The 24,606-nt window shown below is 32.6% G+C and carries 19 protein-coding genes and 1 tRNA gene; 5 read left to right on the forward strand and 15 right to left on the reverse strand.

Going from position 1 to position 24,606, the window contains the following annotated elements:
• Positions 1 to 99: 99 nt before the first annotated feature.
• Complete coding sequence (locus tag N5B56_RS00120) at positions 100 to 2,181, reverse strand: Ig-like domain-containing protein (protein WP_260978027.1); 2,082 nt, start codon at positions 2,179 to 2,181, stop codon at positions 100 to 102.
• A gap of 389 nt (positions 2,182 to 2,570) precedes the next feature.
• Between N5B56_RS00120 and N5B56_RS00125 the strand changes: the two genes are divergently transcribed.
• Positions 2,571 to 4,160 carry a potassium/proton antiporter gene (locus N5B56_RS00125; protein ID WP_022089509.1) on the forward strand — a complete coding sequence of 530 codons (1,590 nt, stop codon included), beginning with the start codon at positions 2,571 to 2,573 and terminating at the stop codon, positions 4,158 to 4,160.
• Positions 4,161 to 4,239: 79 nt separating this feature from the next.
• On the opposite strand, the gene N5B56_RS00130 is transcribed toward N5B56_RS00125, so the two are convergent.
• The 6 genes from N5B56_RS00130 to N5B56_RS00155 all read right to left on the reverse strand — a co-directional run bounded on the left by N5B56_RS00130 (position 4,240) and on the right by N5B56_RS00155 (position 9,730).
• On the reverse strand, positions 4,240 to 5,250 hold the full coding sequence (locus tag N5B56_RS00130; protein ID WP_117909274.1) for a GGGtGRT protein: 1,011 nt from the start codon (positions 5,248 to 5,250) through the stop codon (positions 4,240 to 4,242).
• Between the two features lie 12 nt (positions 5,251 to 5,262).
• On the reverse strand, positions 5,263 to 5,955 hold the full coding sequence (locus tag N5B56_RS00135; RefSeq protein WP_117909272.1) for an iron-sulfur cluster assembly scaffold protein: 693 nt from the start codon (positions 5,953 to 5,955) through the stop codon (positions 5,263 to 5,265).
• A 443-nt stretch (positions 5,956 to 6,398) separates the two neighbouring features.
• Entirely contained in the window at positions 6,399 to 7,349 is a 951-nt protein-coding gene (locus N5B56_RS00140; protein WP_022087935.1) for a LysR family transcriptional regulator, read from the reverse strand.
• Between the two features lie 143 nt (positions 7,350 to 7,492).
• On the reverse strand, positions 7,493 to 8,578 hold the full coding sequence (gene asd / locus N5B56_RS00145) for an aspartate-semialdehyde dehydrogenase (protein ID WP_260978028.1): 1,086 nt from the start codon (positions 8,576 to 8,578) through the stop codon (positions 7,493 to 7,495).
• 73 nt (positions 8,579 to 8,651) lie between these two features.
• Entirely contained in the window at positions 8,652 to 9,041 is a 390-nt protein-coding gene (locus N5B56_RS00150; RefSeq protein WP_260978029.1) for a hypothetical protein, read from the reverse strand.
• A 110-nt stretch (positions 9,042 to 9,151) separates the two neighbouring features.
• On the reverse strand, positions 9,152 to 9,730 hold the full coding sequence (locus N5B56_RS00155) for a hypothetical protein (RefSeq protein WP_022087938.1): 579 nt from the start codon (positions 9,728 to 9,730) through the stop codon (positions 9,152 to 9,154).
• Between the two features lie 218 nt (positions 9,731 to 9,948).
• On the opposite strand from N5B56_RS00155, the gene N5B56_RS00160 reads away from it, so the two are divergent.
• Positions 9,949 to 10,021: transfer RNA gene (locus N5B56_RS00160), tRNA-Thr, on the forward strand.
• 52 nt (positions 10,022 to 10,073) lie between these two features.
• On the opposite strand, the gene N5B56_RS00165 is transcribed toward N5B56_RS00160, so the two are convergent.
• Positions 10,074 to 10,304, reverse strand: a complete 231-nt coding sequence (locus tag N5B56_RS00165; RefSeq protein WP_260978030.1) for a hypothetical protein — start codon at positions 10,302 to 10,304, stop codon at positions 10,074 to 10,076.
• Positions 10,305 to 10,542: 238 nt separating this feature from the next.
• Between N5B56_RS00165 and N5B56_RS00170 the strand changes: the two genes are divergently transcribed.
• Together N5B56_RS00170 and htpG are read left to right on the forward strand one after the other, a co-directional pair.
• Complete coding sequence (locus N5B56_RS00170; protein WP_022087941.1) at positions 10,543 to 11,034, forward strand: DUF5721 family protein; 492 nt, start codon at positions 10,543 to 10,545, stop codon at positions 11,032 to 11,034.
• 234 nt (positions 11,035 to 11,268) lie between these two features.
• The gene (gene htpG / locus N5B56_RS00175; RefSeq protein WP_260978031.1) at positions 11,269 to 13,269 is read left to right on the forward strand and encodes a molecular chaperone HtpG; all 2,001 of its coding nucleotides are present in this window, start codon (positions 11,269 to 11,271) and stop codon (positions 13,267 to 13,269) included.
• Between the two features lie 152 nt (positions 13,270 to 13,421).
• Here htpG and N5B56_RS00180 read toward each other — a convergent pair whose 3' ends face one another.
• On the reverse strand, positions 13,422 to 14,357 hold the full coding sequence (locus tag N5B56_RS00180; RefSeq protein ID WP_260978032.1) for a tRNA dihydrouridine synthase: 936 nt from the start codon (positions 14,355 to 14,357) through the stop codon (positions 13,422 to 13,424).
• Positions 14,358 to 14,883: 526 nt separating this feature from the next.
• On the opposite strand from N5B56_RS00180, the gene argH reads away from it, so the two are divergent.
• The gene (gene argH, locus N5B56_RS00185) at positions 14,884 to 16,257 is read left to right on the forward strand and encodes an argininosuccinate lyase (protein WP_260978033.1); all 1,374 of its coding nucleotides are present in this window, start codon (positions 14,884 to 14,886) and stop codon (positions 16,255 to 16,257) included.
• Between the two features lie 140 nt (positions 16,258 to 16,397).
• Here the strand turns inward: argH and N5B56_RS00190 are convergent, their stop codons facing one another.
• The 6 genes from N5B56_RS00190 to leuB all read right to left on the reverse strand — a co-directional run bounded on the left by N5B56_RS00190 (position 16,398) and on the right by leuB (position 24,271).
• Complete coding sequence (locus tag N5B56_RS00190; RefSeq protein ID WP_260978034.1) at positions 16,398 to 17,291, reverse strand: mechanosensitive ion channel family protein; 894 nt, start codon at positions 17,289 to 17,291, stop codon at positions 16,398 to 16,400.
• Between the two features lie 201 nt (positions 17,292 to 17,492).
• On the reverse strand, positions 17,493 to 18,656 hold the full coding sequence (locus N5B56_RS00195; protein WP_260978035.1) for a phosphoglycerate dehydrogenase: 1,164 nt from the start codon (positions 18,654 to 18,656) through the stop codon (positions 17,493 to 17,495).
• A 15-nt stretch (positions 18,657 to 18,671) separates the two neighbouring features.
• A complete protein-coding gene (gene serC, locus N5B56_RS00200) occupies positions 18,672 to 19,754 on the reverse strand; it encodes a 3-phosphoserine/phosphohydroxythreonine transaminase (protein ID WP_022087947.1) in 1,083 nt (360 codons plus the stop codon).
• Between the two features lie 39 nt (positions 19,755 to 19,793).
• Positions 19,794 to 21,485: a biosynthetic-type acetolactate synthase large subunit gene (gene ilvB, locus N5B56_RS00205; RefSeq protein WP_260978036.1), complete on the reverse strand. Its 1,692-nt coding sequence runs from the start codon at positions 21,483 to 21,485 to the stop codon at positions 19,794 to 19,796.
• 17 nt (positions 21,486 to 21,502) lie between these two features.
• Positions 21,503 to 23,170, reverse strand: a complete 1,668-nt coding sequence (gene ilvD / locus N5B56_RS00210; RefSeq protein ID WP_260978037.1) for a dihydroxy-acid dehydratase — start codon at positions 23,168 to 23,170, stop codon at positions 21,503 to 21,505.
• Between the two features lie 18 nt (positions 23,171 to 23,188).
• Positions 23,189 to 24,271, reverse strand: coding sequence for a 3-isopropylmalate dehydrogenase (leuB, locus tag N5B56_RS00215; protein WP_022087950.1), 1,083 nt, complete (start codon positions 24,269 to 24,271; stop codon positions 23,189 to 23,191).
• Positions 24,272 to 24,606: the final 335 nt, after the last annotated feature.

A 24,606-nucleotide genomic window follows, 5' to 3' on the forward strand; every position in this document is an offset into this window, starting at 1 on the left:
CTTGACAAAGAGCCAAAAAAACAAACGACATAGCCGTTTACACGACTATGCCGCTTGCTTTTAATTTTTATCTAAACATTAAATTATGCTTATAAATTACTAATCAATATTCTGGTCATTATCAATTGGTAAATTTGGAAAATCAACAACAATGTTTGCACCTGTAACTGTAATAGTTGCTGATGTTGCTAATTCTTTATCAGATTCATTATCAAATGCCTTAATTACATATGTTCCATTAGGTACGCACTTGAATTCATATTTTCCATCATCATATGAACTTACGTAATCATATCCAATAGGTTCATCTGTTTTATCTGCTTTGTAAATTCTTACATAAGCTCTCTTATTAAGTACTGCACCTGATCTGTCTTTAAGAGTTCCCGTAATTGTTGCTCTTGTTGGAGCTGTATATGATAATACTGTATCAGCGCCTAAGCTTACATACTTAGCAAGAGTAATCTGTTCTCCATAACTTTCAATATATACAGAATAGTTACCTGCCGGGAGACATACCTTTGATGTAAGAATCTTCTTTTCATAATCAGTTGTTTCATCAGCAGATACTGCACTGAAAGTTTCATTTAAATCATGATTGTAAAACATTAATTCATCTGTGCTACTGTCATAATTATAAAGAACTGTAGTAACAGAAACTGCCGGAGTAACTACAACTGTAAGTGTTCCTATAGCTGTAAGTGTAGGATTTTCTATATCTGTAAACTGTACTCTAAGAGTATATGTTCCTGCTTCAACTTTTCCTGATCTACCATTAACATATACTCTACTTGATGTTGTTGTATATTTGTTTCCGTTTTCATCTGTATTTTCACTATCCAAATAAAATAAATCATTGTATGTGTCTAAAAGAGTAGCACGGTATTCTCCGCTTCCACCTTCAACATTAATGTATGATCCAATATATTCATGTGGATAAATTAATGCATTAGCCTGATCACCAATAGTCTTGTTTTCAGCAACAACCTTATTCTTGTCACCAATAAGGAAATTTACTTTTGAACTTGCTGTTCTACCAAGTTCGTCTGTACCTGTAAAGTTTACAACCTGATTTTCTGCTACAGCTGCAACCTTACCCTTAATGTTGTTTGTGTACTTTTCAATTGCTAAGCCTGCTGGAAGATTTCCTGATGCAACTGAAACTGTTTCATATCCAACAAGATTTTTGAAACCAACACCTGTATTAATTTCGTCTCCTACAACACCTGAAACAAGTTGTCTATATTCATATCCGTCTGCAAGAGCCTGTAACTCAACAGCGTTTTTCCCCTTTAATGATGGTACTGAAACCTGTACAAATTCTCCCATTTCAACTGAATTCTTTGTAAATATAGTGTAGTTTAAATTGTCGTTTGTAAATACTTTTTCAACTTCAAGTTCTCTGTTGTATGTACCTTCTGCACGAACTTTGCTCTTAACTACAAAGCTATCTTTTGTAAGTGCAATTGGTGTATCTAATACAACCTTATATGAGTCTACATAATAGTTATTTCTTGGATTGTTTAACTGTACATCTTTAATTCCATTCCATACAGCAACTGTACATGTAGCTTTCTTCTTGCTACCATCAAGAGCTGTAACAGTAACCTTAGCTGTTCCTTCGCCTACTGCACTAACAACACCCTTATTTGAAACCTTAACTACTTTTTCATTTGATGATGTCCACTTTACTGCCTTGTATGATTTCTTAGGAGCATTTACCTTAGCGCTCAACTTTTCTGAAGCACCAACTGCAAGGTCAAGATTCTTCTTGTTAAGTGTTACTTTCTTAACTGCATTCTTTACAACCTTAACTTTAATGCTTGCTGTTTTCTTTTTGTTCTTTACTGATACAACCTTAATTGTTGTTGTACCAACCTTTTTACCCTTTACAATACCTTTCTTAGATACTGTAGCAACTTTTGCATTGCTTGACTTATAAGTCACTTTCTTGAATGCTTTCTTCTTTGCTTTAACTGTTACAGTAAGTTTAATTGACTTGCCCCTTGCAACTGTCGCAATTTTCTTTGTACCTGCAGGTGAAACGACTTTAACGCTTTTAACTGCATTTGTTGCCTTTGCTTTCTTCTTAGCTGCGCTTGCAGGTGTAATATTTGTTGAGAATACTAAAACAACTGCTAAAGCCAATGCTAACAAAGACTTGAATGTTGATTTTCTTTTCATTGAAAATTCCTCCTTCTCTTGTTTTTCATAACTGAATCTCAGTCTTTGTATATTATAGCACGTTGTACCACAATTTTCTTACAAAAATTTTTTTTAAATTTCATTAACTGGAAATTTCGTACATTAATAGAATAAAAACAGTTTTATTATTTGTATATTTAGCAATAATCACTAAAGTAATATTTTAATTTATTTAGTAAATTCTTGTTTTTTTCAATTTTTGACCTGATTTTTATATATTTTGCTTAATTAATAAAAGTAAACATGAATATTTATTTCGTAAAAATAATATATATGATAAGATTTATAAAATTAATCTGTATTTTTTTAGTTGTCTATTTACATTTTCCCTAATATAAAACTTATCACTTCAGAGAAAGGAGATTTATATGGCGATAACTTTAACTTGTGTATCACTAATTTTGTTTTTATGTATAATAGCCGATAAATTTTCAGGCAAATTTGGTATGCCTACGCTTATTCTTTTTATGGGCATAGGTATGATTTTTGGAAGCGATGGAATATTTAAAATAGCCTTCTCTAACTATGAATTTGCCGAAAAAATCTGTATGCTTGCCCTATGTTTCATTATGTTTTATGGAGGTTTCAATACAAAATGGGCTACCGCTAAAACTGTAGCTTTAAAAGCCATTTTATTATCAACTATTGGAGTTATAATCACCGCCACAATCACAGGTTTATTCTGCTATATTATTCTTAAATTTTCTTTTGTAGAAAGTTTCCTGATTGGTTCAGTTCTTTCCTCAACTGATGCAGCAAGTGTTTTTTCTATATTAAGAAAGAAAAAGTTAAATTTAAAAAATGGAACTGCATCTCTCCTTGAAATCGAAAGCGGAAGCAACGACCCTGTATCATATATGCTTACAATCATAGGAATATCTTTGTTTAATTCTAAATCATTATCTACAATACCTTTAATGATTTTTTCACAGATATTCTTTGGCTTATTAATAGGTGTAAGTTTCGCATTTATTGGATTATTTATAATAAAAAAGACAACAATAATAAGTAATGGATTAGACACAATATTTATGATTGCTTTAATATTAGCTTCATTTGGTATTTCTCTCTATATAAATGGAAACGCATTATTAAGCGTATATTTATTAGGTATAATACTTGGTAACACAAAAATTAAAAATAAAGATATACTTATTCCATTTTTTGATGGAATTACCGGTCTGGCTCAAATTTTAATTTTCTTTTTACTTGGATTACTTGCATTTCCACACAAATTTCCTGATATAGCTATGCCTTCACTTTGCATTGTTGCTATACTAACTTTAATTGCAAGACCAATAGCTGTATTTGCATTGCTGATACCATTCAAATGTAGTATTAAGCAATGCCTATTAACATCATGGTCGGGACTTCGCGGTGCTGCTTCTATTGTTTTTTCGATTATGGTTGTTGCCGGGAACCCTGATATCTCTTTAGATATATTTCATATTGTTTTTATGGTTGCTTTATTTTCAGTTTCAATTCAAGGAACTCTTATTCCTAAGATAGCAAATAAATTAAAGATGATTGATAACAACGAAGATGTTCGAAAAACATTTAATGATTATAAGGAGGATTCTTCTATTACCTTAATGAGAATGTACATACCTAAAGGTCATAATTGGGAGAATAAATTAATTAGTGATGTAAGTATGCCCACTAATTCTTTAGCTCTTATGATTAAACGCAATGGAACAACTATAATTCCTAAAGGTGATACTATGATTTTAGCGAAAGATACATTAATACTTAGTGTTCCTTCATACGAACCATCAGGGCAGGAGAATCTAAAAGAAATCAAGATACAAAGCACAGATAAATGGTGTAACAAAACAATTCAGGAATTAAATTTACCAGAAAATGTTCTTATTGCTTTAATTAAACGAGGCGAAGATAATTTAATACCCGACGGGAATACATTAATAAAAGAAAATGATTTTGTTGTGTTATATAAATAGGAATTTAAAGTCCATTATTAAAAAAGTACCGCAATCCCTTTGATTACGGCACTTTCAAGTGTTTTATTTAATTGTTTGATTAGAACTTGCCAGCGTTAGCTGCTTCCTCAACGGAAACTGCTACAGCTACTGTAGCACCTACCATTGGGTTATTACCCATTCCGATAAGACCCATCATTTCAACGTGAGCCGGAACTGATGAAGAACCTGCGAACTGAGCGTCTGAATGCATACGTCCTAATGTATCTGTCATACCATATGAAGCTGGACCAGCAGCCATGTTATCCGGATGAAGTGTACGTCCTGTACCACCACCTGATGCTACTGAGAAATACTTCTTACCCTGTTCGATACATTCTTTCTTATATGTACCTGCAACAGGATGCTGGAATCTAGTTGGGTTTGTTGAGTTACCTGTAATAGATACACCAACGTTTTCGTGATGCATGATTGCAACACCTTCCTGTACATCGTCAGCACCGTAACATTTAACAGTTGCACGAAGTCCATCTGAGTAAGCTTTTTCGTAAACAATGTTTAACTTAGCTTCTTTATAATCGTATTTTGTTTCAACGAATGTGAAACCGTTAATTCTTGAGATAATCTGAGCTGCATCTTTTCCAAGACCATTTAAGATAACTCTTAAAGGTTTCTTACGAACCTTGTTAGCTTTTTCAGCGATACCGATAGCACCTTCAGCAGCTGCGAATGATTCATGTCCTGCAAGGAATGCGAAACATTCTGTTTCTTCTTCAAGTAACATCTTTCCTAAGTTACCATGTCCAAGACCTACTTTTCTGTGGTCAGCAACAGAACCAGGAATACAGAAAGCCTGAAGACCTTCACCGATTGCTGCAGCAGCATCAGCAGCTCTTCTACATCCTTTCTTAATAGCAATAGCTGCACCTACTGTATAAGCCCAGCATGCATTTTCAAAACAAATTGGCTGAATCTTTTTAACCTGTTCGTAAACATCTAATCCAGCGTCCTTTGTAATCTTTTCAGCTTCTTCGATAGAAGCGATTCCATAACTATTTAAAACAGAATTAATCTGATCAATTCTTCTTTCATATGATTCAAATAATGCCATTGTTGTTACCTCCTATTCCTTTCTTGGATCGATAATCTTAACAGCGTCATCAACACGTCCATACTGACCCTTTGATTTTTCCCAAGCTGTTGTAGGATCATCACCTTTTTTAATAAAGTCTGTCATCTTTCCAAGATTTACAAACTGGTAACCAATAACTTCATTATCAGCATCAAGAGCGATACCTGTTACATAACCTTCAGCCATTTCAAGGTATCTAACACCTTTAGCCTTTGTTGCGTACATTGTACCAACCTGTGAACGAAGACCTTTACCTAAATCTTCAAGTCCGGCACCAACTACAAGACCATCATCTGAGAAAGCACTCTGTGTTCTACCATATACAATCTGTAAGAATAATTCTCTCATTGCTGTATTGATAGCATCACAAACTAAGTCAGTGTTTAAAGCTTCAAGAATTGTCTTTCCCTGAAGAATTTCAGCTGCCATAGCTGCTGAATGTGTCATACCTGAACATCCGATTGTTTCTACTAATGCTTCTTCAATGATACCTTCTTTAACATTTAAAGTAAGCTTACATGCTCCCTGCTGAGGTGCACACCAGCCTACACCATGTGTAAAGCCTGAAATATCTTCGATTTTTTTTGAATGAACCCATTTTCCTTCTTCTGGAATTGGAGCTGGTTCATGCTTTGCACCCTTAGCTACAGGGCACATCATTTCAACTTCTTTTGAATAAATCATTTGAATAAATACTCCTTTCGAAATATAACCTAGGGAACTATCCCCATATTTTTAGCATAAAACAAGTAATGCTACCCATCTTATGCTATGTATTATTTGTGAGCGTTTAGTCTGCCCACACCTTTGTTTATTTTCTCATAAAATCACAAAATAGTCTATAGTTTTACAAAATCTTTCAAAAAAAAATTGTAACTGCAGGTGTTGTTGTAAGTATAACTATTGTTGGATGAGATATTTCAAGATATCCTACATTAAGTGTACTTGTTACGAGAAATGTTAATGAAAGTCAAATGAAAGACCCCTCTTCAATGATTTTTCATAATATCACTCCTTCAATTTTTATATATAAAATGTATATATTCCTATTTTTTTGCTAATTATGGAACACATTTTCCACATTGTGTAGATATTTTGTAAACAAAAATTATATTTTGTTCATTTTTTTATTCAAATATTGTTTTCATTTCATTAATAAACAATCTTCCTGCCTTTGAAATATATTTTCCTTTTTTAAATGCTACACACATTTTTCTGCTTGTACTTTCTTTTGTTCCCACTTTGTAATATATAGGATGATTTGCATAATTATTAAATTTAATAGCACTTTCAGCAACAAAAGTCACACCCATTCCAGCCACTGCCATTGCAAATCCTGTTGTTGACTGCTGAATTTCCATTATTTCCTCCGGGCTAATTGAATATTCGTCAAACAATTTGTTTACAATCTTTCTAACTCTTTGGTCTTCATTTAATAATATAAATCTTTCATCTTTAAATTCAGACATATCAACTTCTTTTATAGCTTCATCATTCAGTTTTCCTGCAATTATAGTTTCAGGACTAACCTGATAATCTTTCAACTTTTCATTTATAACATTTTCCCTTGGTACCGCTATAACAATTCTTTCTTCAAATATATCTTCTTTTTCAAATAAACTATCATCTATATCACTGTCAGAAAGGAAAATATCAACCGTACCGTCTAAACATTTTCTTTGAATATCCGGAGTTTTTCCTTCTATTATCTGAAAGTTAATTCCGGGATATTTTTTACTATATTCTGTTAACGCATATGGCAAATAACTCAACGAAAAACATGCAGTACTGCCTAATACAATCGTTCCGGTTTTAAGTTCATTTAAATCCGATATTTCTTTTTCAAAACGTTCTTTAGCTTCTATAACTGAACCCGCATACTCTAAATATGATTTGCCAAATTCTGTAAGTTCAATAGGTGATATACTTCTGTCAAATAAAAGTATTCCCCACTTTTTTTCTAATTTATTGATATATGAACTTAAAGCCGGTTGCGAAATTCCAAGTTTCTTTGATGCTTTAGAAAAGCTTTTTTCTTTCGCCACTTCTTTAACATAATAAAATCCTGTATTCTTCATCTTTTTTCTCCATCCTATTGAATATTAAATTATATTTTATCACTAATACGTCAAATCTGTCGAGTATCCTTTGTAGATTCATTAGGTGCATATAAAAGCAGATGGCATCACATTGACACCATCTGCTTTAAAATTTTAATTAATTATTTTGCTGTAATATATCCCTGTGCTGTAAGAAGTTCTGCTGAAAGAACTGCTCCGCCTGCTGCGCCTCTTAAAGTATTGTGAGATAATCCTACAAATTTATAATCATATACTGTATCTTCTCTTAATCTACCTACTGAGATTCCCATACCATTTTCAAAGTTTACATCTAATGAGACCTGTGGTCTGTTATCTTCTTCTAAGTACTGAATAAACTGCTTTGGAGCACTTGGAAGTTCAAGTTTCTGTGGAAGACCACTGAAGTTTCTTAATTTTTCAATTAATTGTTCCTTTGTAGGTTTCTTAGCAAACTTAACAAATACTGCTGCTGTATGTCCATCAAGAACCGGTACTCTGATACACTGAGTTGTTATTATAGGACTTGTAGCCTTTTTAATAACACCATCTTCAATCTTTCCCCAAAGTCTAAGTGGTTCCTGTTCAGATTTTTCTTCTTCACCACCAATAAATGGAATTATGTTTCCTTCCATTTCCGGCCAGTCTTTAAATGTTTTACCTGCACCTGAAATTGCCTGATATGTTGTTGCTACAACTTCTGTAGGTTCAAATTCCTTCCATGCTGTAAGAACTGGTGCATAACTCTGTATTGAGCAATTAGGCTTAACTGCTACGAAACCTCTCTTTGTGCCAAGTCTTTCTTTCTGGTATTTAATAACTTCATAATGTTCAGGATTAATTTCAGGAACAACCATTGGTACATCAGGTGTCCATCTATGTGCACTATTATTTGAAACTACAGGTGTTTCTGTTTTAGCGTAAGCTTCTTCAATAGCTTTAATTTCATCCTTTGACATATCTACTGCACTAAACACAAAGTCAACTGTTGAAGCTACTGCTTCTACTTCATTAACATTATGAACAATCATGTTCTTAACTTTTTCAGGCATAGGTGTTGTCATTTTCCATCTATCGCCTACAGCTTCTTCGTATGTTTTCCCTGCTGAACGTGGGCTTGCAGCTAATGTTGTAACTTCATACCAAGGATGATCTGCAAGTAAAGTTATAAATCTCTGTCCTACCATTCCTGTTGCGCCTAAAACGCCAACCTTTAATTTCTTTTCCATATGACCTCTCCATTTTTTTATTTTTGGTGATTAATCCACCCATATATTATGAACAATCAGATGTATTATTTATTTAGTATAAATCTGACCAATCATCATCACTGTTAGAATCTACATCTGTAGAATTACTATTGTTACTATTATCATTTAATACATCATCTGAAGAATCATTTTTTTTATCATTTGATGAACCATCTTTATCTCCATCAAAGAATATATCTTCAGCTGAATTATTTCCATTACCATTGTTATTAATCTTTGCTGTTTCCTGTTCTGTAGTTGTTTCTTTCTCTTTATCAGTATTTTTTGTGATAACTTCAGTCGTTGTAACTTTCTTGTTATTGCTTTCACTTTCTTTTAAAGAATTAAATCCAACTATTCCTGCTAACGCAATTACTATTACTGCTAACGCAATTACTATTACTATTACGCAAACAAGTACTATACTACTTCTTTTTTTCATATTGTCATTTCTCCTACAATTATATGTCTTGTTTCTCAATTAAGTCAGATGCCGATTATGGGAAACTTTTTTATAGCAAATGAATTTTGCTCATTTTTCCTAATATCAGATTATTTTTCTATGGAAACAGTTGTTTCTTCCACAGTCAATGTTTCTTCGTTAAGAAGCGATTCATCTTCTAACTGTTTTTGTCTTTCTTCTAACTTTTTCCGGTATTCTTCATCATATTTTTGTACTGATGTTTTATATGTATCGCTCATACAATATATTTCTACCTGCATAATTCCATAGCATAAAAGTATAACAACTAAAATACCTATAAACCCTGAAACAGGATTATGTTTTCTAAATACCGGAATGTTATCTATATATTTAAAATCTGACAAAAATAATGCCGGACTTAATACTGCAACGAGAATAAATACATATTTAAATATCTCTAAAACAACATCTAGTGGTTCAAATTTAAGTGATGTAAATTCTCCATATAAACTAAATAACACATATGAAATAACTAATACATAATATAACAATGCCGGAATCATCTTATAAGACTTTCCTGAGCGGAATCCAAACAATTTGACATTGTCATATTTCTGTGGATTTTCAAGTCTGTTACGTTTATTATCATACTTTTTATAAATGTCCCTGTTATTCGCTGTTCTGTATGGTTTATATTTTTTTGTCATTGACTCTCCTAACAATCATTAAATCTGATTAAATATTAATGCCAACAAAAATATTAACAATTAACTTTTAAGATGTCAAAAAGTTCTTCTTTCCGACAATACGGTTATTATAACCACTTTACAATGAAATGTAAATAATTAGTTCACGTATTTAAGATTTAATCTAATAATTAATTGACAACAATTTTATCATTTTGTATTATATATAGGTGTGACACGCTTCTGTGGCTCAGTTGGTAGAGCGACGCACTCGTAATGCGTAGGCCACGGGTTCGAATCCCGTCAGGAGCTGATTAAAAGGCTATCAGATTTACTATTATCTGATAGCCTTTATAAGTTTCATTTATAATTTTTTTATTAACTCTTTACCCATATCGGTTATATCACCTAATACGTCTCCATAAATTCCTACTGAACCTTTTGTATTTGATCCTCTTCCTCTGTTCGTTTCTGATAGAACAGCCTTATATATAACTGCTCCTGCTCCTAAATTTGTCGGTGGTGTAAAATAATCTAACCACTGATCTGCAAATGTTCCACCTACTGCATCAATTGCTCCTTTAATAAAACCCATTTTTCTGTTCCTTTCATGTAATTATTTTGTATCTTTGTTTATCCATCTCATCCCGTTATTTAAAATATATCATTTTATTTTATATTTATATTCATTCTACAGAAAAAATAAAACCCAATACAATTATATTCTTTTATATCATTTGTAACCTTAAAAGTCAATTTTAATTGCCGTTTGCATCCATATTTGCTATAGTAACAAGTACAGACTTTTAGTAGCAAAATAAAGGAGAATTTGCATGATAGCAATTAATGTGATTAGTAAAAACGAATTTATGAACGCAATTTTTATAAAAGATACATTTGACTATATGTTGGTAAGCGAATTAGAATTAACAACAATCAACACTTTCTCTGTTGACGGGCGTATTAACAAAGATTTTATTAAAAAAAATGAACTTGAAGAACCTGAAGACGATTTCATCTCATGGGGAAGTATCAGACATATATGTTTTGAAATTATCAAAGGGAAAAACGCTCCATTAAAATTTAAAATCACATTAAAACTTCCTAATTCTTATATTGAAAAAATGTTAACTTCTGTTGATACTAACATTGAAGCTTCGCAGGTTTTAGGAATGTACATACATATTAATTATGAAAACAACAAGTTAAATGTTATTACAGGTACCTCCTTAAGTATATTTACAATGGACAAGTCCATTGATAAATTCTGGGATAAACAAATTACTACTTTACTAAATCAGCATTTCGAACTTGAAATCGAATAAATTATAAATTCAATACAATTTTAAAACTCATAAACACATCTTCTCGCGCATTTGTTAGCACTCTTTTTTATCGAGTGCTAATTTTCTCTTGACTTTTACATTTGACCTGTCTAAAATATATATCAAGCGTAAAAATTATGGTGAATGCAAATACTTCGGAATTGTGAAAATTGATAAAATAAAAAGAAATAGTATTTGCAAACACTAATAGATTTATATAAAGGAGTGATATATATGGCAGCTACAAAAGGTAGTTTATCTATTAACAGTGAAAATATTTTCCCAATTATAAAGAAATGGTTATACTCTGATCACGATATATTTTTCAGAGAACTTATTTCTAATGGTTGCGATGCAATTACAAAATTAAAAAAATTATCTCTTATCGGAGAATACGAATTTAAAGATGACGAAGAAAGTGAACTTAAAGTTCAGGTTATAGCCAATGCTAAAGACAAGACATTAACATTTATCGATAACGGTATCGGTATGACAGCTGAGGAAATTGATGAATACATCAATCAGATTGCTTTCTCAGGTGCTGAAGCATTTCTTGAGCAATACAAAGACAAAACTAACGAAGACCAGATTATCGGTCATTTTGGTTTAGGTTTCTATTCTGCTTTTATGGTTGCAGATAGAGTTACTATTGAGTCTCTTTCTTATAAAGAAGGTTCTAAGGCTGTAAAATGGGAATGTGAAAATGGTCTCGAATTTTCTATGGATGACTGCGATAAAACAGACAGAGGTACAAAGATTACTTTATATTTAAATGATGATAGCTTAGAATTTGCAAATGAGTTCAAAGCACGTGAAATCATTCACAAGTACTGTTCTTTTATGCCTGTTGAAATATTCCTTTCTAACCCAAACGCTGAACCAGAATATGATACAATTCCTGAATCAGAAGTAACTGACAAAGATACAGTAATTGAAACTATTGTTGAAGAAGCTAAAACTGAAGAAAAAGAAAATGAAGATGGAACTAAAGAGGTTGTAGAGGTTTCTCCTGCTACTACTAAAGCTAAAATCCTTAAAAGACCTAAGAGCATTAGTAATCCCGTTCCACTTTGGACAAAGCATCCAAATGAGTGCACTGAAGAAGAATACAGACAGTTCTATCATGAAGTATTTATGGATTATAAGGAACCTTTATTCTGGATTCATTTAAATATGGATTATCCATTTAACTTAAAGGGTATTCTTTACTTCCCTAAGATTAATACTGAATTCGAATCTGTAGAAGGTGTTATCAAATTATATAACAATCAGGTATTTATTGCTGATAACATTAAAGAAGTTATTCCTGAATTTTTAATGGTATTAAAGGGTGTAATCGATTGTCCTGACCTTCCACTTAACGTATCAAGAAGTGCTCTTCAGAACGATGGATTCGTTAAGAAGATTTCCGATTACATTACTAAGAAGGTTGCTGATAAGCTTTCAGGAATGTGCAAAACAGATAAAGAAAATTACGAAAAATACTGGGATGACATTTCACCATTCATTAAATATGGATGCCTTAAAGATGAAAAATTCTGTGAGAAGATGTCTGACTATGTTTTATTTAAAAATATTGACGATAAATTCCTTACATTTAAAGAATGCTTAGAAAAAAATAAAGAAGCTCACGAAAACACAATCTTCTATACAACTGACCCTGTTCAGCAAAGTCAGTACATTAATATGTATAGAAACGAAAATATAGATGTTGTTATTTTGAAAGATGCTATCGACCAGCCATTTATAACACAATTAGAGCAAAAAAATGAAAATGTAAAGTTTGTTCGTATTGATGCTGAATTAACAAATACTTTCAAAGAAGAAGTTAATGAAGATGAATTAAAAGAAATGACTGACAAATTAACTGAAGCATTTAAGAAAGCTTTAAACAGAGATACTCTTGATGTTAAGGTTGAAAAGATGAAAGATTCTTCTATTTCTTCTATGATTACTTTATCAGAAGAAAGCCGTCGTATGCAGGACATGATGAAGATGTACGGAATGGCAGGAATGGATCCTTCAATGTTTGGTGGTGCAGGTGAAACTCTGGTTCTTAATTCAAACAACAACCTTGTTAAATATATCATTGATAATCCTGAGGGAGAAAATACTGATTTAATTTGCAAGCAGTTATACGACCTCGCAATGATTAGTCATACACCTCTTAATCCAGAATCAATGACAGCTTTTATCGAAAGAAGCAACAAGATTCTTGAAATCATAACTAAGTAATATTATTTAACAACATATTTTATTAGAAAAAAAATTAGTAATTTAATTATTTATCCAATAATAAATGGACACTTTTTTGTATGCCCCTTAAAAGTACAACAAAAATTAAACTTTTAAGAGCAAATCATTTTAAGTGTCCATTTTATTATTCGTTAATTTATAATATCACATTTAAACATTTCTTCTATTGCATTATTAAAATGAATTAAGTCATTTGCTTTCTTGATTCGTTTCCAATTCTTTTCATAATTCTCAAATAGTGGTGACATATATCTCCATGCTTCTTTCATCTTAAATAAAAGATTTCTATCACCGCTCATTACTTCTTTATAATCATTATATATAATTTCATTAAATCTATACAATTTTTCTTTAGTGACTCTCTCACCACCTCGTATTTCAGAAAAAATATTTGGATTAGTAATTGCTCCACGACCAATCATTACACTATCTATGTTTGGAAATCGTTTTATAATTTTATTATAATCATCTACGCTATTTACATCACCATTGTAACAAAGTTTATTTTTGCTGTTTTCATAAGCATACTCAAAAACTTCTAAATTAGGAGTGTTATTATAAAAATCTTCTCTCACTCTTGGATGTATAATTAATTCCTTTAAATTATATTTATTATATATTTCGAGTATTTCGTAAAATTCTTCCGGCTCATACATTCCGATTCGCGTCTTTACTGATATTTCCATCCCTGACTCATTTACCATTTTATCAAGCAAAATATCTAAATCTTCAAGATTTTTCAAAAGGCCTGAGCCACGTCCTTTTGATACTACTGTTCCTGACGGACAGCCTGCATTTATATTAACCTCTGTATATCCGTAATCTTTTAATTTACTCATTGCACTAAGTGCCTGATCAGTCTGTTTTGTCATAAGCTGAGGAATCAAAACATTTATTTTATTATTTTGCGGATTTATATCTCTTACTTCTTTATTAGAAAATTTTTTATTCTGACTTGTACCTATAAACGGTGCAAAAAATTTATCCGGTTGTTCAAATACTGCCGCTAAGGCATTTCTATATATGTATCCTGTTATTCCTTCTAATGGTGCTAAATATAATTTCATTTTTCTTCCTTTTATCTCAATGCCAGGACTTTATATGCATAATACACGAAGCTGCTTTAATCCTAACATTAATTTAATTTTTTAATCCACGAACCATTATATTATATTGCAGAATATTTTCAAATAATAATTTCTATATGATTATGTAAATATCTGCACATAAAAAATCCTTATTATATTGTAACGATTTTGTTTTATTTTTTGTTATATTTTACTTTTATATGTTGTTATATGTTGTTATATTTTTGCTTTATTAAATTTAATCCATTTGTAAAATTATGTAATAACTTTCTAAATATAAATTTTAATTAAAATACATTATTATATGCATAGCTTCAAAACATCTACTCTACAAATATATATTTGAAAAACTACTGTTATAATGCTATAATTTTAAAGATGTCTTAGCGCAATATATAACAAAAACGATTCAGAAATTTGTTTATACCAAAAAGATTTTCATCAATTTGTTTATTGTAATATATTTGTAAGATGTAAATACAAAAAAAGAAATGAGGAATTACATATGAAATTATGGGGAGGCCGTTTCACAAAAGAAACAAATAAATTAGTACATAATTTTAATGCGTCATTATCATTTGACCAGAAATTTTATAAACAGGATATTCAGGGAAGTATTGCTCATGTGACCATGCTTGCAAAGCAGGGTATTATTGAAGAATCAGATAAAGTTGCAATTATTAACGGATTAAATAGCATTTTGACTGATATTGAAAACGGACATTTAGAGTTTACTCCTGAGCATGAAGATATTCACAGCTTTGTTGAGGCTCACCTTATTGAAAGAATCGGTGACCCTGGTAAAAAATTGCACACAGGAAGAAGCCGTAATGACCAGGTTGCTTTAGATATGAAATTATATGTCCGTGATGAAGTAGTTGAACTTGACTCATTATTAAAAACTTTACTTTTGTCTATAATGAAAGTTATGGAAGAAAACACTGAAACTTTTATGCCGGGATTTACTCATTTGCAGAAAGCCCAGCCGGTAACTTTAGCTCATCACTTTGGCGCATATTTTGAAATGTTTAAAAGAGACCGAAGCAGATTAACAGATATTTATGACCGTATGAATTATTGTCCTTTAGGTGCAGGTGCATTAGCTGGAACAACATATCCTCTTGATCGTGAATACACTGCTTCTTTGCTTAATTTTGATGGTCCGACATTAAATAGTATGGATTCCGTTTCTGACAGGGATTATGTAATTGAATTGATGTCTGCATTATCTACAATTATGATGCATTTAAGCAGATTTTGTGAAGAGATTATCATATGGAATTCTAACGAATACAGATTTGTAAATATTGACGATTCTTATAGTACAGGTTCAAGCATTATGCCTCAGAAAAAGAATCCTGATATTGCTGAATTAATTAGAGGAAAGACAGGACGTGTTTATGGTGCTCTCACTTCTATTCTTACTACAATGAAGGGAATTCCTCTTGCTTACAACAAAGATATGCAGGAAGATAAAGAATTTGCATTTGACGCAATTGACACTACAAAAGGTTGTATCGCATTATTTACAGGAATGATTGATACTATGACATTCAATAAGCAGGTTATGGAAAGTAGCGCTAAAAACGGATTTACTAACGCTACAGACGCTGCTGATTATTTAGTAAATCATGGAGTTCCATTTAGAGATGCTCACGGTATTGTTGGACAACTTGTTTTATTCTGCGAAGGCAAAGGTATTTCTCTTGACGATATGACATTAGACGAATTTAAAGCTATCAGTCCAGTATTTGAAGAAGATATATATGATGCAATCAGTCTTAAAACATGTGTTGATAAGCGTTTAACAATTGGTGCTCCTGGTAAGGAAGCAATGGATAAAGTAATCGCTATTAACAAAGAATATTTAAGTAAATAAAAGAATTTATTTTAATAAAAAACTGAGGTTTGAATCCATCCCATTGGATTAACCTCAGTTTTTTTAGCAATTATATGATACCTAAGTTTGTAACTAAGTTTTTTCATAAAAATATAGGCTCTACTATTTATCAAAATATCTTAATCTACATTGTGTACATTTACATCAAGCTGATTAAATGGAATTGAAATTCCTGCTTTATCAAAAGAAACACGTATATTTTCGTTTAAATAAAATTTGCAATCCCAATAATATTCAGTAGGTACCCACACTCTAACTTCCATTATAATTGCACTGTCTGCTAAATTTTTAACAACTACTGCGTTTGCCTCATCGTGCATTATATTAGAATAACTGTTCATCACTCTTTCGAGTTCTTTACGTGCAAGTTCTATATTATCATCATATCCTATACCAACCTCAACATCCACTCTTCTTTTTTCATTCATTGAATAATTGGTCAAAATACTATTTGACAACGTTCCATTCGGTAATTTTACAGATTTGTTATCTACTGTTTTTAATGATGTATAGAATATATCAATTTTGTAAACTGTTCCTTCAACTCCATTTGATTCTATATAATCTCCTACAGTAAACGGCTTCATAATTAAAATCATAACGCCACCTGCAAAATTTGATAAACTTCCTTCAAATGCAAGACCTATTGCTAAACCTCCGGAAGCAACAATTGCTGCAAATGATGTTGTTTCTATACCGATCTGTCCACAAATTGTAATTGCAAGTATGATGTATAGAGTAACCTTTAATACTGAATGAATAAATTTCGCTACACCTTCATCTGCTGATGATTTGGCAAATATTCTATCTACAAACTTAAGAATAAATTTAATTATAAATTTCCCAATTACAAATATAATTACTGCAATAATTATATCTATACCAAAGGCTACCGCTTTATCTATTAAATCACTGCCAATCTGTGATAATTTGCTCACGTCCTTTGATAATTGTTCAATATTGTCTGATACACTTTCTACTTCTTCTTGAGTAGCACTAGCTAACAAATTCATATTCTTTTTCTCCTTTCCGTTATAAATTATATATGGTTAACATATTCCCAATCATCCATAAATATATACCTAAAAAGTCACAAAAAGCCTCAGACTAATTAAACATTAATTATCCAAGGCTTTTTAATAATGTGATCAATAATTTTTTAAGTATTAATACCGTATAACAAACAGTAATTTATCACATTAAATTTTGCTTTATTATTTTACAATACGTACTTTAATTACGCCTTCAATTGCTTCAATTTTTTCAACTAATTCAGCAGTAGCTTTGCTATCTAAATCCATAATTGTGTAAGCGTAATCTCCTCTTGATTTGTCAACCATATCTGAAATATTCATACCTTCAGCAGCAACTGCAGATGAAAGCTGACCAATCATGTTTGGAATATTTTTATGACAAATTGTAATTCTTGTAACCTTGTCACATACACCTAAATCACATTTTGGATAATTTACAGAATTAATAATATTTCCGTTTTCAATGAAATCTTTTAATTCTTTAACTGCCATTACAGCACAATTATCTTCTGACTCTTCAGTTGAAGCGCCAAGATGTGGTGTAGCAATAACATTCTTTGCCTTAGCTATCTTAGCATTAGGGAAGTCTGTTACATATCTCTTTACTTTACCTGATTCTAATGCTGCAATCATGTCATCATCACATACAAGTAAATCTCTTGCAAAGTTAAGAATTACAACTCCATCTTTCATCATAGCGATTGTGTCTTTGTTAATCATTTCTCTTGTATCATCTAATAATGGTGTATGAACAGTGATGAAATCACATTCTTTGTAAATTTCTTCTCTTGTATTTACATGTTTAACTTCACTTGATAATCTCCAAGCTCCATCTACTGAGATAAATGGATCATAACCATATACTTCCATACCAAGTTCTGTAGCTGCATTTGCAATTAAACTGCCAATAGCACCAAGTCCAATAACTCCAAGTTTTTTACCCATAATTTCATTTCCGGCAAAATTCTTTTTAGCTTTTTCCATTGTCTTGTTGATGTTTTCGTCTTCTTTATTGTTTTCAACCCATTTATTTCCGCCAATAATATCTCTTGATGCAAGAAGCATTCCGCATAATACTAATTCCTTAACACCATTTGCATTAGCACCCGGAGTATTAAATACAACAACACCCTTTTCTGCACACTTGTCTAAAGGAATATTGTTAACCCCTGCACCTGCTCTTGCAACTGCTAAAAGATTATCAGATAATTCCATATCATGCATTGCTGCACTTCTTACTAATACTGCATTTGCTTCTTCAAAATTATCTGTAAATTCGTAATTATCTGTAAATTTGCTTGTTCCTACTTTCGAAATAGGATTTAAACAATTAACCTTAACCATTTTTCCTTCTCCTTATTATGCGTTTTCTTTTTCAAATTTTTCCATAAATTCAACTAATGCCTTAACACCTTCGATTGGCATAGCATTGTAAATACTTGCTCTCATACCACCAACTGTTCTATGTCCTTTAAGATTTTCAAGTCCGGCAGCTTTAGCTTCTGCTACAAATTTAGCATCTAAATCAGCATCACCTGTTACAAAAGGTACATTCATAAGTGAACGGTCTTTTGGAACAACTGTACCCTTAAATAATTTGCTATTATCAAGGAAATCATAAAGAATCTTAGCCTTTTCTTCGTTACGTTTCTTCATTGCATCAAGGCCACCCATCTTCTTAATCCATTTAAATACTTTTCCACAAATATAAATTCCATAGCATGGAGGTGTATTGTAAAGTGATCCTGCATCTGCCTGTGTTTTCCACTGAAGCATTGTTGGAACTGTGCTATCAACTTCCTCAGGAATTAAATCTTCTCTAATAATCGCAATAACAACACCTGCTGGTCCAACGTTCTTCTGAACACCACCATAAATTACACCATACTTTGATACATCAACAGGTTCTGATAAGAAACATGAAGATACATCAGCTACTAATGTATGTCCTTTTGTATTTGGTAATTCATGATACTTTGTACCATAAATAGTATTGTTTTCACAAATGTATACGTAATCAACATCATCATCAATATCTAAATCGCTACAATCAGGAATATATGAGAATGTCTTATCTGCTGATGAAGCAACTCTTTGTACTTCAAGATACTTTTCTGCTTCTGCAGCAGCTTTCTTAGCCCACTGTCCTGTTACGATGTAAGCAGCCTTGCCATTCTTCTTTAAGTTCATTGGTACTGCAGCGAACTGCTGTGATGCACCACCCTGAAGGAATAATACTTTATAATTATCAGGAATACCCATTAAATCTCTAATGTCCTGTTCTGCTTCATCAATAATCTGCTGGAACATTTTTGAACGATGGCTCATTTCCATTACGCTCATTCCACATCCCTTATAATCTAACATTTCATCTGCTGCTTCTTTTAATACTTCTTCTGGTAATACAGCAGGTCCTGCTGAAAAATTGTATACTCTTGCCATTTCTTTCTATTTCCTCCTAATTTTTATATATACTGTCTCTTAGCAGTCATATCCCTTTGCAGCTAAATCTTCTTCAGAAAAAGCTTCGCTAATTGATGTATTAGCCGGTACCATTGGGAATACCTTATCATCGCTGTCAATCTGACAATCTATTACACAAGGAATATTTAATTCAATTGATTCTTTTAAAGCATTTTTGAATTCATCAATTGTTGTACATTTGTATGCTTTTGCACCCATTCCTTCTGAAATCTTAACAAAATCAACCTGATCATCTAATACCGTATTTGAATAACGTTTACCATAGAATAATGTCTGCCACTGTCTAACCATACCTAATACATGGTTATTAATTACAATCTGAATAATTGGAATATTATAACGTGTTGCTGTAGCAATTTCATTCATATTCATTCTGAAACATCCATCACCTGCAATATTAACACAGATTCTGTCTTTATTTGCCATCTTAGCACCTATGCAGGCGCCAACACCATATCCCATTGTACCAAGACCACCTGATGTAATTAACTGTCTTGTTTCTTTATATTTATAGAACTGTGCAGCCCACATCTGATGCTGTCCAACATCAGTTGTTACAATTGCATCACCATTTGTTATTTCATATAATGCATCAATAATTGACGGACCATTTAATGTTGTTTTGTCTAATGCTAATGGATATTTGTTCTTTAATTCTCCAACTTCATCCATCCATTCTTTATGATTCTGCTTTTCTAACTTTGTGTTTAATCTCTTAAGTATTTCATTTGCATCACCTATAATGCTTGCATCTGTCTTAACATTCTTATTAATTTCAGTTGGATCAATGTCAATATGTATAATTTTTGCATCCGGTGCAAAGCTATTTGGATTACCAACAACTCTATCACTAAATCTTGCACCAATAACAATTAATAAATCGCATCGTGTTACACCAAAGTTAGATGCCTTTGTTCCATGCATACCAATCATACCTGTATAACGTGCATTTGTTCCTTCAATTGCACCTTTACCCATTAAAGTGTCACAAACAGGTGTATCAATTATGTCTGCAAATTTTCTAAATTCATCCTGTGCTCCGGAAGCTACTAATCCGCCTCCGGCAATGATAAATGGCTTATTTGATTCTTTGATTAATTCTACAACCTTATCAACATCTTCTTCTTTGATTGTATCTGTATATGGTTCAATTGCCTTAGGTGTCTGTTTTGTATATTCAGTTTTATTAGCTGTTACATCCTTTGTAATATCAACCAATACCGGACCCGGTCTTCCTGATTTAGCAATTGTAAATGCTCTTCTAATTGTATCTGCTAAATCTTCAATTTCCTTTACTATAAAATTATGCTTTGTAAATGGCATTGTTGCACCTACAATATCAATTTCCTGGAAAGAATCTTTTCCAAGTCCTGATTTAGCAACATTTGCTGTTATTGCAACAATTGGAATTGAATCCATATATGCTGTAGCAATCCCTGTAACAAGGTTTGTTGCTCCAGGGCCTGATGTTGCCATACAAACACCAACCTTACCTGTTGATCTTGCATAACCGTCTGCCGCATGTGCAGCTCCCTGTTCATGGGATGTTAATATATGTGTAATTTCATCTGAATGTTTATAAAGAGCATCATAAATATTAAGAATTGTTCCACCAGGATAACCAAAAACTGTATCAACACCCTGTTCTTTCAAACATTCAACAACTATTTCTGAACCTGTTAATTGCATATTTTTACCCTCTCTTTTTATTTCTTTATTTCTAAAATTGCGCCTCTGTTTCCTGAAGTTACCATAGATGCATATCTAGCAAGATATCCTGTTGTAACCTTAGGTTCTCTTGGCTGCCATTTTGCTTTTCTTGTTGCCATTTCTTCATCAGAAACGTCAATGTTTAATGTCATTTCAGGAATATTAATCTTTATAATATCTCCTTCTTCAACTAATGCTATAGGACCACCTACGGCTGCTTCCGGTGAAACATGTCCGATAGATGCACCTCTTGAAGCACCTGAGAAACGTCCGTCTGTAATCAATGCAACAGATGAACCTAATCCCATACCTGCAATGGCAGATGTTGGATTTAACATTTCTCTCATACCAGGGCCACCCTTTGGTCCTTCATATCTAATAACAACAACATCACCAGGAACAATCTTTCCACCTTTAATAGCTGCGATTGCATCTTCTTCACAGTCAAATACTCTTGCAGGTCCTTCATGAACCATCATTTCATCAACAACTGCTGAACGTTTTACAACACCACCATCCGGTGCAAGATTTCCCTTTAATACTGCAAGACCACCTGTCTTACTGTATGGATTATCTAATGGTCTGATAACTTCAGGGTTCTTGTTAACCGCCCCCTTAATATTTTCTCCAACTGTCTTTCCCGTAACTGTCATGCAATCTAAGTTAAGAAGTCCTGCTTCTGCTAACTCATTCATAACTGCATATACACCACCGGCTTCATTCAAATCTTCCATATATGTAGGACCTGCCGGTGCTAAATGACATAAGTTAGGTGTTCTTTCACTTATTGGATTAGCAAATGAAATATCAAAATCGAATCCAATTTCATGAGCGATTGCAGGCAAATGAAGCATACTGTTTGTTGAGCATCCAAGTGCCATATCTACTGTTAATGCGTTTAAGATTGCATCCTTTGTCATAATATCTCTTGGCTTAATATCTTTTTCAAGCAATTCCATAACCTTCATACCGGCATGTTTTGCAAGTTTAATTCTTTCTGAATATACAGCCGGGATTGTTCCGTTTCCTTTAAGTCCCATACCTAATGCTTCTGTTAAACAGTTCATTGAATTTGCTGTATACATACCTGAACATGAACCACATGTAGGACATACATTCTGTTCAAATTCTTTTAATTCATCTAATGTAATATTTCCGGCTGCCTGAGCACCTACTGCTTCAAACATAGAAGATAAACTTCTCTTCTTTCCTTTAACATGACCTGCAAGCATTGGTCCACCTGAAACAAATACTGTTGGAACATTAATTCTTGCTGCAGCCATTAATAATCCGGGAACATTCTTATCACAGTTAGGAATCATAACTAATGCATCAAACTGATGTGCTAACGCCATCGCTTCTGTTGAATCTGCAATCAAATCCCTTGTTACAAGGGAATATTTCATTCCTGTATGTCCCATTGCAATACCATCACATACTGCGATAGCCGGGAACATAATAGGTGTACCACCTGCCATAGCAACACCCATTTTAACTGCATTTGCTATTTTATCCAGATTCATATGACCTGGTACAATTTCATTGTATGAACATACGATACCAACTAATGGTCTGTTCATTTCTTCTTCAGTAAGCCCCAGAGCATTGAATAATGATCTGTGTGGAGCCTGCTGTAATCCTTTTGTTACTGCATCACTCTTCATAACTGCCTCCTATATATTCTATATTCTTTCACAGATGCAATCGCCCATTTCTTTACATCCAACCATCTGCATCCCATCAGACATAATATCAATTGTACGAATTCCATCTTCTAATACTTTCTGTACTGCATCTTCAACTGCCTTAGCTTCTTCATCTAAATCAAATGAATATCTAAGCATCATAGCAGCTGAAAGAATTGTTGCAATTGGGTTAGCCTTGTTCTGTCCTGCAATATCAGGTGCAGCTCCATGACTTGGTTCATATAATCCAAATTTGCCTTCTGCAAGACTTGCTGATGAAAGCATTCCAATTGAACCTGTTACCATACTTGCCTCATCTGATAAAATATCACCAAACATATTCTCAGTAACAACTACATCAAACTGTGCAGGATCTTTAACTAACTGCATTGCACAGTTATCAACAAGCATATGTGTTAATGTTACTTCTGGATAATCCTTTGCTACTTCTGTGACTACCTTATCCCAAAGTCTTGATGAATCTAAAACATTTGACTTATCAACGCTAATAACGCTCTTGCGTCTCTTCATTGCAATTTCAAATGCTTTAATAGCGATTCTTCTAATTTCGTTTTCGTCATATTTTAAAGTATCAATGGCTGTCATTACGCCATTAACTTCTTCTGTCTTTCTTTCACCAAAATAAAGACCACCTGTTAATTCTCTAACAATTATCATGTCAAATCCGGCATCTGCTACAGATTCTTTTAATGGGCATGCACCCTTTAATTCTTTATATAAATAAGCAGGTCTTAAATTTGCAAATAGACCTAAGCCTTTTCTAATTGCAAGCAACCCTGCCTCTGGTCTAAGATGTGGTGGTAAATCATACCAACTATCCTTTCCCACGACACCTCCGACAGCTCCAAGAAGTACTGCATCACTAGCTTTCGCTGTTGCCAATGCTTCATCTGTAAGTGGCACTCCGTGTTTGTCGATTGAAACTCCACCCATATCAACTTCAGTATAACTGAAAGAATGACCAAATTTCTTACCGACAGTGTCGAGAACCTTCTGTGCTTCTGCTACAATTTCGGGTCCAATTCCATCACCTGGAATAACTGCAATATTAAAATCCATTGCTCTGTCCTCTCTTTTTCTTAGTATCTTGTAACGTTTTTAATATGTATAAAGATCCACGTTAACTTTTACATTTTATCGCAAATACGACATTTTTTCAACCATACATATATATCTATTTTCTTGATATATATTAATTATGTTATTTTATTTTCTGCTTACTTTTTTGTTATACACATGGCTCCGCCATTTATAACCACCTCAAATCCGCTTTGCTTCTTTTCGGTGATTATACATTTGCCAAACACTTTCTGATGCTTGAGTTTTGTTATACACATGGCTCCGCCATTTATAACCACCTCAAATCCGCTTCGCTTCTTTTCGGTGATTATACA

Source organism: Eubacterium album, from assembly GCF_025336545.1.
Taxonomy (GTDB): Bacteria; Bacillota; Clostridia; order Lachnospirales; family Lachnospiraceae; genus Eubacterium_U; species Eubacterium_U album.